Annotated in this window: 9 protein-coding genes; 5 read left to right on the forward strand and 4 right to left on the reverse strand. The window is 61.9% G+C overall.

Going from position 1 to position 15,112, the window contains the following annotated elements:
- The first annotated feature begins 11 nt into the window (after window positions 1-11).
- Entirely contained in the window at window positions 12-950 is a 939-nt protein-coding gene (locus AB0P14_RS02390) for an NAD(P)/FAD-dependent oxidoreductase (RefSeq protein WP_363837207.1), read from the forward strand.
- A 66-nt stretch (window positions 951-1,016) separates the two neighbouring features.
- Here the strand turns inward: AB0P14_RS02390 and AB0P14_RS02395 are convergent, their stop codons facing one another.
- The 3 genes from AB0P14_RS02395 to AB0P14_RS02405 form a co-directional block, all read right to left on the reverse strand.
- The gene (locus AB0P14_RS02395) at window positions 1,017-2,627 is read right to left on the reverse strand and encodes a hypothetical protein (RefSeq protein WP_363837210.1); all 1,611 of its coding nucleotides are present in this window, start codon (window positions 2,625-2,627) and stop codon (window positions 1,017-1,019) included.
- A 95-nt stretch (window positions 2,628-2,722) separates the two neighbouring features.
- Window positions 2,723-8,230, reverse strand: a complete 5,508-nt coding sequence (locus AB0P14_RS02400) for a DUF3320 domain-containing protein (protein WP_363837212.1) — start codon at window positions 8,228-8,230, stop codon at window positions 2,723-2,725.
- 342 nt (window positions 8,231-8,572) lie between these two features.
- Complete coding sequence (locus AB0P14_RS02405) at window positions 8,573-10,084, reverse strand: acetyl-CoA hydrolase/transferase family protein (protein ID WP_363837215.1); 1,512 nt, start codon at window positions 10,082-10,084, stop codon at window positions 8,573-8,575.
- 288 nt (window positions 10,085-10,372) lie between these two features.
- Between AB0P14_RS02405 and AB0P14_RS02410 the strand changes: the two genes are divergently transcribed.
- From AB0P14_RS02410 to AB0P14_RS02420, 3 genes are read left to right on the forward strand one after another with little or no spacing between them, the layout of a single operon-like run.
- A complete protein-coding gene (locus AB0P14_RS02410; protein ID WP_363837217.1) occupies window positions 10,373-10,738 on the forward strand; it encodes a hypothetical protein in 366 nt (121 codons plus the stop codon).
- Entirely contained in the window at window positions 10,738-11,091 is a 354-nt protein-coding gene (locus tag AB0P14_RS02415) for a hypothetical protein (RefSeq protein WP_363837219.1), read from the forward strand. The genes AB0P14_RS02410 and AB0P14_RS02415 overlap by 1 nt, the downstream gene beginning before the upstream one ends.
- Before the next feature lie 52 nt (window positions 11,092-11,143).
- A complete protein-coding gene (locus AB0P14_RS02420; RefSeq protein ID WP_363837222.1) occupies window positions 11,144-11,542 on the forward strand; it encodes a hypothetical protein in 399 nt (132 codons plus the stop codon).
- Here the strand turns inward: AB0P14_RS02420 and AB0P14_RS02425 are convergent.
- On the reverse strand, window positions 11,535-12,455 hold the full coding sequence (locus AB0P14_RS02425; protein WP_363837225.1) for a DNA methyltransferase: 921 nt from the start codon (window positions 12,453-12,455) through the stop codon (window positions 11,535-11,537). The genes AB0P14_RS02420 and AB0P14_RS02425 overlap by 8 nt on opposite strands.
- A 132-nt stretch (window positions 12,456-12,587) precedes the next feature.
- Between AB0P14_RS02425 and AB0P14_RS02430 the strand changes: the two genes are divergently transcribed.
- Window positions 12,588-15,098 carry an excinuclease ABC subunit UvrA gene (locus AB0P14_RS02430; RefSeq protein ID WP_363837228.1) on the forward strand — a complete coding sequence of 837 codons (2,511 nt, stop codon included), beginning with the start codon at window positions 12,588-12,590 and terminating at the stop codon, window positions 15,096-15,098.
- The last annotated feature ends 14 nt before the right edge of the window (window positions 15,099-15,112 follow it).

Genomic DNA, 15,112 nt, shown 5'->3' on the forward strand with positions numbered 1-15,112 from the left:
AGGTGGACATCATGCAAGACGTAATCATCATTGGCGGCGGCGCAGCCGGACTCAGCGCAGCTCTGCAACTGGGCCGTTCACGCCGCACCGTTACCGTGATCGACGCCGGCCATCCGCGCAACGAAACCGCAGCGGGCGTGCACGGATTTCTCACGCGCGACGGCGTTTCTCCCCTTGAGCTGATCCGGCTGGGCCGCGCGGATCTAGAGCCCTACGACGTCCGTCTTGTGGAGGGAACTGTGGTCGGCGCCGTAAAAGAGGATGACGGCTTCCAGATCACACTCGAAGACGGCAGCACCTTGGCCGCCAAACGAATCCTCGTCACCACCGGCGTAGTGGATATACTCCCAGAGATCCCCGGACTGGCAGAACGCTGGGGCAAGGATTTGGCCCACTGCCCCTACTGCCACGGCTGGGAAATCCAGGATCAAGCGATCGGCGTCATCGGCAGCGGAACACTAGCCGTGCACCAAGCGCTCCTCTTCCGCCAATGGTCACCCAACATCACACTGTTCCTGCACAGCGCACCTGAACCCACCGCCGTCGAACGCCAACAGCTTGCCGCGCGCGGAATTCGCCTCGTTGCGGGCACCGTGGCCCGGATTCACAGCGAGGACGACGCCGTCACATCAGTGGAGTTGGCAGACGGCACCATTCATCCGGTCCAGGCCCTGACGGCGCAATCGCGGGTTGTTGCGCAGGCTCCGTTCCTCACCATGCTGGGCTTGGTCCCTGTGCCCAGCGAATTTAGTGAGCTGGTTGAGTCTGATGAAAACGGCGCCACCGCGGTGCCCGGCGTGTGGGTGGCTGGCAATGTCACAGATATGCGCATCACGGTTCCGGCGGCAGCACTTGCCGGATCGTTTGCCGGGATGACCATCAATATGGACATGATGGCCGAGGAATTGGCGGACGCCGTGGCCATTCATGAGGCGGCCGTGCACGTCTGAAGTGGGATAGCGTCGTGAAAAAACGCACCAAAGGTGGGATAGCGTCGAAGAGGGGCGGTCAGTTGCTCAGGTGCACAGGAACACCCCTGCGCGGTACCCGTATTCGGTCTCCAGCTTGTCGATCCCCAAACCGTCGTGGCCGGTGAGTGCTTCCTGGATGGCTTCCGGCGGCGCCGGGAACTCGGCGTTGAGATGCTTCAGCGCCCAACCGTTACTGGTGAAAGCCCACTCAAACACGAGTAGCGCTCCGATGACCGCGGCCCACGTCAGCAGGTGTGCCGCGGTCCATGGAATCTCTTGATGCAAGGGCGCCATGACCATGCTGTGGGTGGTGAGCATGGCAAAGCCGGCAGCGAAGAAGCCCGCAAAAACGGCCGTCTCCGTTGCCCCGAAGGTTACTCCCGAGCGCAAGAACCAGCGGCTGCGCACCATAAACTGCCAATAGACAGCGGCATTGATCAGGGTCAACACCGTGTAGAACCACAGCGCAGCCATGGTCCACCACGGAACATCCGCCACCATGACCGGCACCAGCAGGGTCCCGGCCAGGGCCGCCACGGCAATAAGCGTTGGCGGGATACCGATCAGGATGCGCGTCCGGCGGGCATCCTTCGGCGTGGACGGCCCTTGGGGATCGGCCTCGTCCACCATCCACTGCGGCAGGAGCTGGACGCCCGGCGGAGTTCCGCCGCCCAGCTTCTCTCCAGCAGAGTCACCGCCGGCCAACCCACCGCCGGCCAACCCACCCCGGCCCAAAACACTCCCGTCCAAAACGCTCCCGCCCAAAACACCGCGGTCCGCATCCCAGTCATCGGTGTTGCTGCTGTGGTCCCCGGACACCGGAACATCTTCGAACTTGGCGAACTTCTGTCCAACGTAGCGGCGTTCCAGCACGGTCCGGTCTTCCACAAAAGGCCGTTCAGGATCGGTCCAGACATCGAATTCATTGCCCAGAGCTGGCGCCCACACGGGATAATCGAAGAACTGAATCCGCGTGGTTTCCAACCGTCCTCCGGTCTCGTATTCCAGATCCACGTGAAACATGGCCCGGTTCTCCACGGTGAACGCCTCGTTCGTCACGGCCACCACGGTCCCCACCGAATGATGGCCGCTGGCCACAATGTCGCGATGAATACGCTGATCGGTCTTTGTCTGCTGCCACACGATCTTGGCCAGTCGCCCCACCTTGAGTGCGGGAAGCAACAGCACCAGAGCAAGTGCGGCCAACACCAAGAACCCCAACCAATGCCCGGTCGATACTCGGATCACGGCCGCGATGAGGCAGCCGGCAAAGAGACCGGCAAGCACTGCGGCATACACAATCCGCCGCCCGCGCACCGAAACTACCGTGCGGCCATTGGAGTCGGAGGTGCGCTTGATGGTTCCGTAACCCTGCACGTATTTGAAGTCGTTGCCGATCCCCTTGCCCAGTGCCAACGCACCTACCAGTCCGGCCACAAACAGCAGTCCCGGGACAAAGTGGACAACGTCGTCGAGCAAGTGGGTGATACCTAAGGGAAAGAAGAAGCCCAGCATCGTGATGGCCATGGCCCAGAGAAACGCGAGCAGCAGGCACGAGCAATACGTTCGGCGCGCATAGCCGGCCCACACCACCGGCGATGTTGGCAGGGGCACTGAATGCGCCTCCGGCATGGCCCGCGACAGCGGATACGCCATGACCGCTCCTCCCTTTTAGCTGAGCTTTCATTCTGCCCATGGCGTGCGGCGATGTCGAGGCACGCCACGCCGTTCCCGCGTGCATCACACGCGCATCACACAGATATGAGCCGGTACGTCCCGTCCTCGCCCTTCTCACAAACACCCAGCCGCTGGCAGCGGTACAGCGACTTCTTGACCGCGGCCTGCACATCGGCCCCGCTGCGCGCCCAGCCGAACACGGTTTTGACGGCGGCCAGCACCTGCTCCTCCGTGGCACCCATGGAATCGCGCAGCACCAGCCGCACGGCTTCGTCGAACTCCTCGGGCGGAATAGCCGAGGCCTTGCGCCCCTGCCCACTATCGCCGCCATGGCGCACCGTGACTACTCCTGGCGGGCCGAGCCGAATGAATCCGTCGTTATCCAGACGCGCCGCGACCCCATCAACGCGTGAACGTCCGACGGCGGCCACCAAGTTCTCCTTGATCCGCGGCCCCACCCGGCCAATCGCCCAGGTATCGCGCAGCCGCCCCTGGAGCGTGTCGAGATGCAGCGGTGCTTCCTGGGCGATCACTTTGGTGCAGAACTCAATGAGTTCCGGCATCGCTTCCGGCGAGCCGGGCTCCACCAGATGGCTGGCCCGTGAACGTGAATAGCGCGTCTGCGTGTACTCCACGGTCCAATCGGGTGCTGCGTTGAGGTCCACAGCCACATAGTCCAGGCCCGGTTCCTCAACATCCGAAGAGGCAACGGAAGCATGGGGCGCCGCAACCGGGGCGCCGTTCGCAACTTCTTCGAGGGCACGCTGCAGCCTGGCGATCTGACCAGCAGTGTCTCGGTACCAGCTCAGCCCCCACACCCGGAACATCCGCCAACCCAAGTTGCTCAGGACCGAGCCGCGCAGCCGGTCCCGGTCGCGTGCCGTTTTCGCGGAACTGTAGGCCACGCCGTCGCACTCCACACCAAGCATGAAGGTACCCGGCTTGCTCGGGTGCTTGACGCCGATGTCCACGCGGTAGCCAGCAGATCCCACCTGCGTTACGGTCTCGTAGCCCAGTGCTTCAATGGCGTTGCGGACCTCATCCTCTAACAGGAAGTCGCTGCCACTGGAGCCAGCCAGGATCCTGTGCGCCAAGGCCGCTTGACCGCGCGCGGCGAAGTCTAGGTAGTTGCGCAGGTGCAGATTACCTTCGGAGGTGCCCTCCCGCATTTGGGAAGCATAGAAGGAGCTGACAATTTCCACCCGGCGGCGGGCTCGGGTGATGGCCACGTTGAGTCGGCGCTGTCCGCCCTTGCGCGTCAGCGGACCGAAATTCATGGCGAGGTTTCCGGATTCGTCGGGTCCGTAGCCCACGCTGAAGATGATGATGTCGCGCTCATCGCCTTGCACCGATTCAAGGTTCTTGACGAAGAACCCGCGCAGCCGGTCACGGTCCTCGAGCAGCCCAGAGAGTACCGGCTCGTGGACAGCGCGCCGGTCAATGGCGTCAAAGATGGCGTCGGCCTGAGCGGTGGAGAAGGTCACGACCCCCAAGGACGAGGTGGGGTTGTGGGTGCGGTGCGCAATGATCCGGTCCACAACGCGCTCGGCCTCGATGGGGTTCTTGGCCCCTGTTCCGCGCTGGTAGATGCCGTTGACGAACTCGTGATGCACGCCTAGATCCGGTGAATGCTGAACGGCGCCGGGGAAGGTATTGAGCTGTCCGTTGTAGAAACCGTAGTTGGAATACGTGATCAGATCTTCGTGCAGGCTGCGATAGTGCCAGGTCAGCGGCAGTGAAGTGATGGCGCCGGAGGCCTTGCAGAGATCCAGCACGGAATCGAAGTTATCGGGAGCATCCGGTTCGTCGCTGTCATCCGCCACGGTGGTGAAGAACGCGGTGGGCGGAAGCTGCTTTTGGTCGCCGGCAACAATGAGCTGACTGCCGCGATAAATGCAGTTCACGGCGTCGGCCGGCATCACCTGGGACGCCTCATCGAAGATGACCACGTCAAAGCGCATATTCCCGGGCAGATATTGCGAGACCGAGAGTGGGCTCATCATGAAGCAGGGCTTGAGTGCCTGCGCCACGGTGCCGGCTTCTTCCAGCAGCGTGCGGATCGGTTTGTGCCGGGACTTTTTCTCGGCCTCGCGCACAATGATGCGGGCGTCGCCAAAGATCGATCGCGGGCGCCGGGCGGTGCAGGCCGCAACCACCGAGCTGTAGGCAAACTTGATCAGCTTTTCATCGAGTCGCCGGAACTCCGCCACCATGGCTTGGCGATTATCGGAGCGGTACTGCTCCAATCGAGGATCGGTGGTGATGATGTTTTCAACCCACGGCTCCAGCGCCGCGCGTTCGAAGGCGGCTGGCAGTTGCGCGGCCGCAGCTCCAGCACGTTCTAGTCCGGCAACGGTCGCATCCAGCCCGTGCTGTGTGGCCCATACCCGAATCCGCTGGTACTCAAACCAGAGGTCAATGTCAGTGGTTGCCGTGGCATACATCGAGCCAGCCAGCTCAACAGTCCCGGCCAGATCCTTGCCCAATTCGGCCCGGAGCCCCGGCATCCGCTCGGCGTCAAAATAATCGGCAAGTGTTTCCACAGCGGTATCCCATTGCGAGAGCAAACTGCCCAGAACAAGCCCGGAACTAGTGAACTCCTTCAGATACTCCATGGCCTCAGCATCGAGCGGAGCATTCAGGTTTTGCCGCACTTCCTTGCACCACGCCAGATCCGCGTCCAGTGCATTAAACGAGGTATTCAGCCCGGCGAAGTGGCGGCCCAGAAGGGCTGAGTCGGCGGCAGCTTCGGCGTCGTTCTTGGCATCGAGGTCAACCAGGCGCCCAATCAGGGCCAAGCCATCGGCGCAAGCGGCGAGCGTCAGCGGCCCGGCACCCACGGCGGTGAGCCGGGCCAGGGCGTCATCGGCGGTGGCCAGATTCGCGGCGAACACCTCGGTATAGTCCAACACCTCGCTGAGCGGGGCGTTGGCAGCCCACGCTTGGAAGTCGGAGGTGAGCGTCTCCGCCATGAGCGCAGTGAGCTTGGTAGTGCGCGCGGTGATGGCGTTAGCGATGGGCATGAGCAGGCGGTCGGGCTCGGTGTTGGTGGACAGCTGGGCGGCGAGTCCGTGCAGGCTCACATCGTTCCCGGCCAGCTCGGTGGCCCGCCTGGCCAGGTCGATGGCTTGGTGCACGCGCCCAAAATCGGTCTGCATGCCCTGGTAGTAGCTCTTCAGCCGCGGCCCGTACGCGCGCTCGGTGGCGTACAGCTGCTGCTGGGCCTGCTGCCATGCGATGGCCCCGGGCAGCGCGGCGATCACACTCTTGTTGACCACGCCATTGACGGTGACCGAACGCAGCGTCTTGCGGTCCGCGCGCGATTGTTTAGACCACCGTTTGAACCCCGTGTGCTCGTGTTCAAAGCGCCGATGCAGTTCGCTCAGATCCAGTTGCAGCGCGGACTCGGCAAAGATTCCCTGCAGCTCTTGCTGCTTCTGGCGCACACTCTGTATTGCGCCGGACAGGACCCTTGCGCTGTCATCCAGCGCCCCATGGACGGCCGGGTTGAGCCAATCGACTTCCGGCCGGTTGCCAGCCAGGCTCAGTTCCGCCAGTGAACAGAGCACGGCAAGGGTGCGCAGACTGATGGCATTCGGGTCGGCTTCAAAGAGTCCGGCCAGCTTGATGGCGTCCGGTGCCAGTGCTCGGATTTCAGCGCTCATGGCACGGATGCGGCCCTGCGCCGCGAGGGCGCCTTGGACGGTGAGATTGGCCAGCCCGCCCGGCAGTGGAAGCTCAGGTTTGGCCGAGAGCATCTTTTCCAGCGGGCCCCGAAGGCTGTGATCGGCCGGCTGCCACTGGGTGAAAGAGGCGCCAAGTTGGGCCTGCCACTGAGTGCGGTCGGCGATGCACTGACGCCACTCGGCGGCCCTGTTTTCCACCGGGGAGAACGGCCCGGTGAGCCAAGCATCCGGAACAGGCGGGCGGGCTTCCAGCAGCTCCAGAGTACGTCGCCGGATCTCCAAGCTGGCGTGGCTGACGTCCAGCGTGAGGAAGGGCAGCTTGCCGTCAAAGCCGAAGGCCTGCTCCAAGACCTCCTGTGAGAACTGCGATACCTTCAGCGCGGCGAGGGCAGCGGACTTGGCCCGATCGGCGTCGAGCTTGGTGCCCGCCAATCCGCGCCAGAGGAAGTCCTCTTGCTCCAGAGCCGGGCGCCACGCACGGGAGAGATCCTCGCCGTGACGCTGCACCTCGCCCAGCGTTTCGGCACTGAGCCCGGCAAAGTGGGCCTTCTCCCCCGTGGGAAATTTCTCAACATCGGCCAGCTGCAGGATCCGGCCCAGGACGCTGTGCAGGCTCCGGCCCAGCGGCTGCCGGATCTGGTTCATGGCCGCGGCATATCCGCTCAATGCCAGACGCGACGCCTCGAGCCGCGACTGATCGGTCCCGTCAAACTTGCTGCGGGCCATGGGCTTTTGGGTGAGTTCCTTACTCAGGGTCTCAACCACTTGCTTCCGGGTGGCCTTGTGGCTGTGAAGTTCCAGCAGGAACGGATCGAGTTTGCGCGCTGAGAGCCTGTCCCGCACCACGTCCAGCGCGGCGGCCTTCTCGCTGACAAACAGCACGGTCTTACCGACCGCCATGAGTTCGGCGATGATGTTGGCAATGGTCTGGCTCTTACCGGTGCCGGGCGGGCCGTCCATGACAAAGCTGCGGCCTTCGCGGGCGGCAATGATGCATTTGCGCTGGCTGCCATCGGCGTCCAGAATGCTGTGCAGTGTTTCCGGGGCCACCAGCTCATCGAGTTGGGAATCGTCCGCGAACTCGAACGCAAAGCTGTCGGCGTTGCCGGCCTCCGGGCCCAGCGCCATGACGCGGATGAGGCCGCTGGCCATAATCCGTTCCTCGTTGTCAGCCAAGTCCTTGTACATGGCCTCCTTGTGGAACGTGAACGGCATCAGGATGCTGCGCGTATCCACCGACCAATCAGTTTCACCGGCTATCGCCTCGGCGGTCTGGTCAATCACGTCCTGAACCGTGAAGTCGGAGTCCTCAAACGTGGGCATCTCAAGGGCAAAGTCCCGCGCCATCTTCAGGGCTAGAGAGGAATTCACCACGGCCTCATCGCCGGTGCGCCGTAGGGTGAACCGGGTCCCGGCCCGCTCCAGCCGGACGGGGATCAGCTTCAACGGGCTGCTCACGCGTTTCCCGTCGGCCGGATCCACCCAATTGAGCATGCCGAGCCCGATGTACAGGATCCAGACACCGCGGTCCGCGAATTCCTGCTCGGAGCGCTGCTGCAGGCGTTTGCAGGTGCTCAGAATTTGGGATTCGTTTTTGCCTTGCACGGTGGCCACACGTGTTTTCTTGCCCGTGGGCAGCCCGAGCGTCTCGGCCGTAGCACGGTCTTCAAGTTCGGTCTCGTGGGAGATCAGGTGCACGGCGCCGGCTTCGAGCCAGCTTTCCAGTTCCCCCATTTTGGGGAGCAAGAATTCCAGCGAGCCGACCTTGGGGTGCTGAAAGTACAGCAGCTTCTGACGCCGGTCCAGGGCCATCAGATCCTCGCGCCACGCCTTCATCTGACCCTGCAGCTTGGCCAGCTCAGCCCCCGATGGCACGACGCCCACTGCCGAACCCATAGTTTTCCCCTTCGGTGACGCGCCCAAATCAGAGGCCGCACCCGTTCGCATTGACCCTGCTATTTAGGGTGCAGCCGCAGTGCCGAGACCGGCAATTTCCCCCTATTGTCTCACCGGCGCTGCCGCTGCTTCGCATCTTGGACCCCGCACGACCCCGGCCCGTCACTGAACGCCTGCACCCTGCGTTCCAGCCACCAACAGTGGGCGAGGAACGGGGCATTTTCCCGGAACCGACATCGATCCGTGAGGAAAGGCTGCTTAGAACGTTCTAAGCAGCCTTTCCTCACGGATCGATGAATAAGCGGGCCCCAAAAAAGTGAATAACCGGGCCCAAAAGTGGAGCTACAGCCGCATATCGCCGGTTTCGATGTAGCGCTGGTGCCACGACAGTGCCTCGCCCATCAGGTGCGGTGTGTGCTTGCCGTAAGAATCACGCAGTGCACGAGTGAAATAGTCTTCCAGCATCGGCTTGTAGTCCGGGTGCGCCAGCTTCTCGGTGATCAACCGGGCGCGCTGCTTCGGGGACAGGCCGCGAAGGTCGGCGTAGCCCTGTTCGGTAATGAGCAACATAGTGTCGTGTTCGGTGTGGTCAACGTGGCTGGCGAAGGGCACAATGCCGGAGATGCGCCCTTCCTTGGCAACCGACGGGGACATGAACACGGAGAGGAAGCCGTTGCGGGCAAAGTCGCCGGAACCGCCAATGCCGTTCATCACGTGCGATCCCACGACGTTGGTGGAGTTCACGTTGCCGTAAATATCGGCTTCGATCATTCCGTTCAAGGCCACACACCCCAGACGGCGGATGAGTTCAGGGTGGTTGGAAATCTCCTGGGTGCGCAACACAATGCGTGAGCGGTAGAAGTCCACGTGCTTGTTGAACTCTTCAATGCCCGCCTCGGACAAGGAGAAGGAGGTGGCGGAGGCGAACTCGATGGTGCCGTCCTTGATCAGGCCCAGCATGCCGTCCTGAATCACCTCGGTGTAAGCCTTCAGCCCGCGGTAGCCACCGCGAGAAAGCCCGGCCAGTACAGCGTTGGCAATGTTGCCAACACCGGATTGGAGCGGCAGCAACTTATCAGTCATGCGACCAGACTTGATCTCACCATCCAAGAAATCCAGCAGATGGTCGGCAATCTGGTTCGAGGTGGCGTCAGGCTCAGCAAAGGCAGAAAGCCGGTCAGGTGCGTCGGTTTCAACCACGGCGATGATCTTGTTGATATCAACGTCCAGGTACGGTTGGCCAATCCGGTCTTCCGGCTCCGTCAACATGATGGGCTGGCGGAACGGCGGCAGTGCGGTGCCATAGTAGACATCGTGCATGCCTTCAAGTCCGGCGGACTGCTGCGAGTTGACCTCAATAATCACGGCGTCGGCCATGTCCAGCCAGGTCTTGTTGTTGCCAACGGAGGAGGAAGGAATCAGGCTGCCGTCTTCACGGATGCCCACCACTTCAATAATGGCAACGTTGATGTCGCCGTAGAAACCGAACCAGGTGTGCTGGGCAACGTGGCTGAGGTGAATATCCATGTATTCAATCTCGCCGTCGTTGATCCGCTTACGCAGCGCCGGATCGGACATGTACGGCAGGCGCAGTTCCATGCCGCCAGCCTTGGCGAGCACGCCGTCGAGTTCGGGGGCGGTGGAAGCACCGGTGAGGATCCTGATCTTAAAATCAGTGCCCGCGGCAGTTGCCGTCTCCACCTGTGCCGCCAGCGCTTGCGGCACCGCCTTCGGGTAACCGGCGCCGGTAAAGCCGCTCATGGCGACTGTCATTCCGGGCTTGATCAGCGCTGCTGCCGCCTCGGGCGACATACGCTTTTCCAACAATCCGGCGTGGCGGATACGATCGTGCACAGGGCCCTCTTTCACGTATTTCTTCGGAACATCCGTCCAAAGTCATCCAGACCACTCTAGACGGTGATGCAGGATACACGTAGCCCGGTAGATAGTCCATAGTTTTTTCGCGTTTAAAGTACGACGGCGCCTACCGCCCTCGTCTGCGCCCGTCACCGCAAACAGACGTCACCGCAGGCAGACCTCACCATCCGTCGGCAGTACAAAAATGGTGCGCCGGTTCGAGCCTGCTCCTGTAGCGGTGCCACGAACTGTAGAACCTTGGAACATTGCTGATAGAACTAGAACATGACTGAGAACCCCAGCCTTCCCTCCGCCCCCGGCAATCACGTGCGCCATGAGCGCTCCCCGCTTGCCGGCGCCGTGGTCTCACTCGTCGCTTGGGTCGTTGTGGTGTTGCCGATCATTTTGATGTCGGTCCTCATTTTTGCTGCCGTGATGGAACCCTCTCAGGGCATGGCGGCCCCAGCCCGGATCGCGCTGATCTTTGCCGGCGCAGTGCTGCTGTTCTGCATGATCGCTACCCCGCACCTGCTGGGCCAGGCCGTGCGATTCAAGGAAAAGGCCATGTGGCGGGCAGCCCTCATTACCGGCATCCCCACGGTCTGCGTGATTTTGTACTTTGTGTTCCGCTGGTTGAGTAACCTGGGCTGATGGCGTACCTGAGCCGTAACGGGGAAGAGCCGGCCGAGCAACCCACCGTCACCGAGCAAAAACCTACCGGCAGCGTCGGAGGTGCCATCGCCATTGCCCTCGGCGGCTGGCTGCTGTTTTCCCCAGCAGCACTGTTCTACGGCGTCTTCACACTCCTATCTGTCGGAATGGACTCCCCCAGCTCCAGCACCGCGAGCTTTTACGTCCAAGCCCTTTTTGTGGTTGCCTCGGCAGTGGGCGCACCGATCTTGTTGGCACTGGCCCTGTACCGGCGAAAGAACAGCCTGTGGATTTTCGGTGCGATTGCAGCCATCCCGGCCATTATTGGCTTCATCTACATCACCACCGCATAGGCTCCTGAACTCAACACAGGAACCGTCCAGAGGTGCATGTCAGAATGAGTCCATGCCCCGTCCCCACCGCGAGATCCCTTCACAACGACTGGCCAGATCCGTTGCCACTTCGGCCACGACAGCTAAGCCGCACCGCCCACCGTGGCTGGCCATTGCCATCACTGTTGCCGGCTGGGCACTGTTGGCCTACCCCGCGATCCTGTTGGCGCTGCTCTCCTTCATCCTCATGACAGAGTCTGCGGACTCCACCTCTGCCGCTCCGAGCATCATCTTAGGTGTCTTGGGCTTTCTGGTGGCTCTGGCGATGCTTGCGTTCCCACTGCTGTTGGGCCTCGCCGTGAAGGCACGACGCCGGTCCCTCTGGATCGCCGCATGCCTCACCGGTGTGCTGACAGTCGCTGCTTGTATTTATGTTGCGGTTGAGTGGCTGGTCCCCTTGGGTGTTATTTAGCACCCTCGTGTTTGATGAAGGTGACCTGTTCGGGGTCCAGACGGTTGCGCATGACCTCAATGGATTCCGGGTTTTGGTCCACCATGACGAAGTGGCGTTCAAGTTCCAGAGCTGCGGCTCCGGTAGTGCCGCTGCCCCCGAAAAAGTCCAGTACCCAGTCGCCGCGTTCGGTACTGGCCGAGATGATGCGGCGCAGAATACCCAACGGTTTTTGGGTGGGGTAGCCAGTTTTTTCGCGGCCGTTGGGTGAGACGATCGTGTGCCACCAGGTGTCGGTGGGCAGCTTGCCCAGCGCTACTTTTTCGGGGGTCACCAGCCCGGGAGCCATGTACGGTTCGCGGTCAACTTCGGCGCTATTGAAGTAGTAAGTCTTGGGGTTTTTGACGTAGACCAAGATGTTGTCATGTTTGGCGGGCCAGCGCTTTTTGGACCGGGCACCGTAGTCGTAGGCCCAGATGATTTCATTCAGGAAGCATTCGCGGCCAAAGAGCGCGTCCAAGAGGACCTTCGCATAGTGGACCTCGCGGTAGTCGAGATGCAGGTAAAGGGTGCCGTCGTCCTTGAGTAGGCGCCAGGCCTCTTCAAGCCGGGGTTCCAGGAACTCCCAGTAGTCGCCAAAGGAATCATTGTAGCTGAGCGTGAGGCCCTTGATGGTCTCGTAGCTGCGGCCTTGAAAACCCACACGCGAGCCGGTTTCGCTGCGAACGTTTGTCATGTTGTTGCGGGCCTGGACCTTGCCCGTGTTGAACGGCGGATCGATGTAGATGAGCCGGAAGCTTTCATCCGGAAGCGTCCGCAGGAAGCTGAGATTGTCACCCTCAGCCACCAGGTTTCCACCCTCCGCATGCCAGACGCTGACATGCTTTGTCGCCGAGGCGGGGCTCAGGGTGGAATCGCTCGCGTCGCTTGTCATGCATCAAGGCTAGCCGTGCGGCAGGAATGCGACGAAACGTTGCCTCCCTCGGCGACCCGTTGTTGAATGCACGGCAGCCACGACACGCCACAGACCACAGCGCAGCTACGGGATTAGGTCTAGGGTCGAAGGATGGCTCTTCACCACGAATCAGACATGCACTTGATGACAACGAACAAGGACCGCGCAGGTTTTCTACAGGTGCGCGGTGCCCGCGAGAACAACCTCAAGAATGTAGATGTGGATGTTCCTCGAGATGCCATCGTCGCCTTTACCGGTATTTCCGGGAGCGGCAAATCCTCCTTGGCCTTCGGCACCATCTTCGCTGAAGCCCAACGTCGCTTCTTTGAGTCGGTGGCACCGTATGCCCGCCGGCTCATCCAACAAGGTAATACGCCGCATGTGGAATCAATCTCAGGGCTTCCCCCGGCAGTCGCCATGGCGCAGCGACGCGGCAGTCCCAGCACGCGCTCTTCCGTGGGAACCGTGACGACACTGTCGAACTCGCTGCGCATGCTGTTCTCCAGAGCGGGCGACTATCCCGAAGGTGCCGGCATCCTGTACTCGGATTCGTTCTCGCCCAACACTGTGGCCGGAGCCTGCCCCGTGTGCCACGGCTTGGGCACAGCCCATACGGTCACCGAGGAGTTGCTGGTACCCGATCCCAATCTCTCCATCAGGGACGGTGCCATTGCAGCATGGCCACGCGCATGGCAAGGGAAAAACCTGCGGGACATCCTCACGCACTTAGGCTACGACGTCGACCGTCCCTGGAAGAAGCTGCCCAAGAGCGAACGTGACTGGATCTTGTTCACTGAAGAACAGCCTGTTGTGGAAGTGACGCCGCAAAGGGATCGGGTGGCGAAACCCTACAAAGGCAAATTTTGGAGCGCCCGCAGTCACGTGCTACACACCCTGGCCAATTCCAAGAGTGCACCCATGCGTGAGCAGGCATTAGCGTTTATGCATTCGGGTCCTTGCCCAGTCTGCGGCGGGAGCGGGCTGAAGCCTGAAGCGCTGGCGGTCACAGTGGCGGGTCGCACTATTTCCGCCATGAACGCCTTGCCGCTAACGGAACTTTCCGCCACTCTGGAGAACCTCAGCTCGGGCCCAGCGGGAGAGGACGGCAGCCGTGAAGCTGTCGCCGCGGCGATCGCACAGGATCTGAATCACCGCATTGCCGTGCTGCTGAACTTGGGTTTGGGATATCTGAGCCTGGGACGCAGCACGCCAACGCTTTCCCCGGGGGAAATGCAACGACTGCGGATCGCCACACAATTGCGCTCTGGCCTGTTCGGTGTCATCTATGTGCTGGATGAACCCTCCGCGGGCCTGCATCCGGCCGATGCCGAACCGCTCCTGGAGGTGCTGGAACAGCTCAAAACAACAGGGAACACGGTGTTCATCGTGGAGCACAATATGGACATGGTCCGTAGGGCGGACTGGCTGGTGGATGTAGGTCCGCTGGCCGGGGAACAGGGTGGGCATGTTGTCTATAGCGGGCCCGTGGAGGGACTTGCCGATGTTGCAGAGTCGCTGACGCGACCATTTCTGCTGGGCGAGCTATCCCCCGCTGCGCCACTGTCAACGCAGTCCGCTGCGACCACGGACGCGAGGCGAGCCCCTGGCGGATGGTTGGAGTTGGGGGGCATCACCAAACACAATTTGCAGGAGCTTGAGGCTCGGGTGCCGCAGCACGCGTTGGTGGCTCTCACGGGGGTTTCCGGCTCCGGGAAATCCACGCTGTTGCAGGTTCTCAACAGCGCTGCTGGCGGGCAAACCGATGCCGACGATCAAGGACTTGCCGCGAGTGTGACACGTGCCGGCTTTGATGGGGTTGATCGCGTGGTTCAGGTGGACCAACGGCCTATTGGCCGGACTCCACGGTCAAATCTGGCCACGTACACCGGGATGTTCGACGCCGTCCGTCGTGAGTTTGCTGCGGTGCCCGAAGCCCGGGCTAAGGGATTCACAGCGGCTAGATTTTCCTTCAATGTTGCAGGCGGGCGCTGTGAAACTTGCTTGGGCGAGGGCTCGGTCGCCGTTGAGCTTTTGTTTCTGCCAGGTAGTTACGGACCGTGTCCGGCGTGCCACGGTTCCCGCTTCAATGAAGAGACGCTCACCGTGAAGTACCGTGGGAAAACCATTGCCGATGTTCTCCGGCTGACGGTGGATGCGGCAGCTGAGGTGTTGGCGGACATTCCGTCGGCGGTAAGAAGCCTGGCCACCCTGCGCGAAGTGGGCTTGGGTTATCTGCGGCTTGGGCAGCCTGCCACGGAGCTGTCCGGTGGTGAGGCCCAGCGGATCAAGCTGGCGACCGAGCTGCAGCGGCCCCGGCGCGGCCATTGCCTCTATTTGCTGGATGAACCGACCACCGGCCTGCATCCGGCCGATGTGCAGTTGCTGCTGCATCAGCTCAATCGTTTGGTCGAGGCCGGAAACACGGTGGTGGTGGTTGAACACGATATGGATGTGGTGGCTTCGGCCGATTGGGTCATTGACCTTGGACCGTCCGGTGGAGCCGACGGTGGCCGCATCATGGCTGCTGGTACACCTGAGGAAATAGCGGGTGTCCCGCAGAGCCGCACCGCTGCCTATTTAGCCGCTGCCCTGCGACGTCGCAACAGCCTATCCGCAACGTAGCTGCCGCTCGGTGA

This window comes from Specibacter sp. NPDC078709, assembly GCF_040686795.1.
In the GTDB taxonomy this organism is placed as follows: domain Bacteria; phylum Actinomycetota; class Actinomycetes; order Actinomycetales; family Micrococcaceae; genus Specibacter.

What these genes read in the sequence shown, in the direction of transcription:
- AB0P14_RS02390 (WP_363837207.1), top strand. Translation starts at nt 12, where the DNA reads ATGCAAGACGTAATCATCATTGGCGGCGGCGCAGCCGGACTCAGCGCA.
- AB0P14_RS02395 (WP_363837210.1), bottom strand. Translation starts at nt 2,627, where the DNA reads ATGGCGTATCCGCTGTCGCGGGCCATGCCGGAGGCGCATTCAGTGCCC.
- AB0P14_RS02400 (WP_363837212.1), bottom strand. Translation starts at nt 8,230, where the DNA reads ATGGGTTCGGCAGTGGGCGTCGTGCCATCGGGGGCTGAGCTGGCCAAG.
- AB0P14_RS02410 (WP_363837217.1), top strand. Translation starts at nt 10,373, where the DNA reads ATGACTGAGAACCCCAGCCTTCCCTCCGCCCCCGGCAATCACGTGCGC.
- AB0P14_RS02415 (WP_363837219.1), top strand. Translation starts at nt 10,738, where the DNA reads ATGGCGTACCTGAGCCGTAACGGGGAAGAGCCGGCCGAGCAACCCACC.
- AB0P14_RS02420 (WP_363837222.1), top strand. Translation starts at nt 11,144, where the DNA reads ATGCCCCGTCCCCACCGCGAGATCCCTTCACAACGACTGGCCAGATCC.
- AB0P14_RS02425 (WP_363837225.1), bottom strand. Translation starts at nt 12,455, where the DNA reads ATGACAAGCGACGCGAGCGATTCCACCCTGAGCCCCGCCTCGGCGACA.
- AB0P14_RS02430 (WP_363837228.1), top strand. Translation starts at nt 12,588, where the DNA reads ATGGCTCTTCACCACGAATCAGACATGCACTTGATGACAACGAACAAG.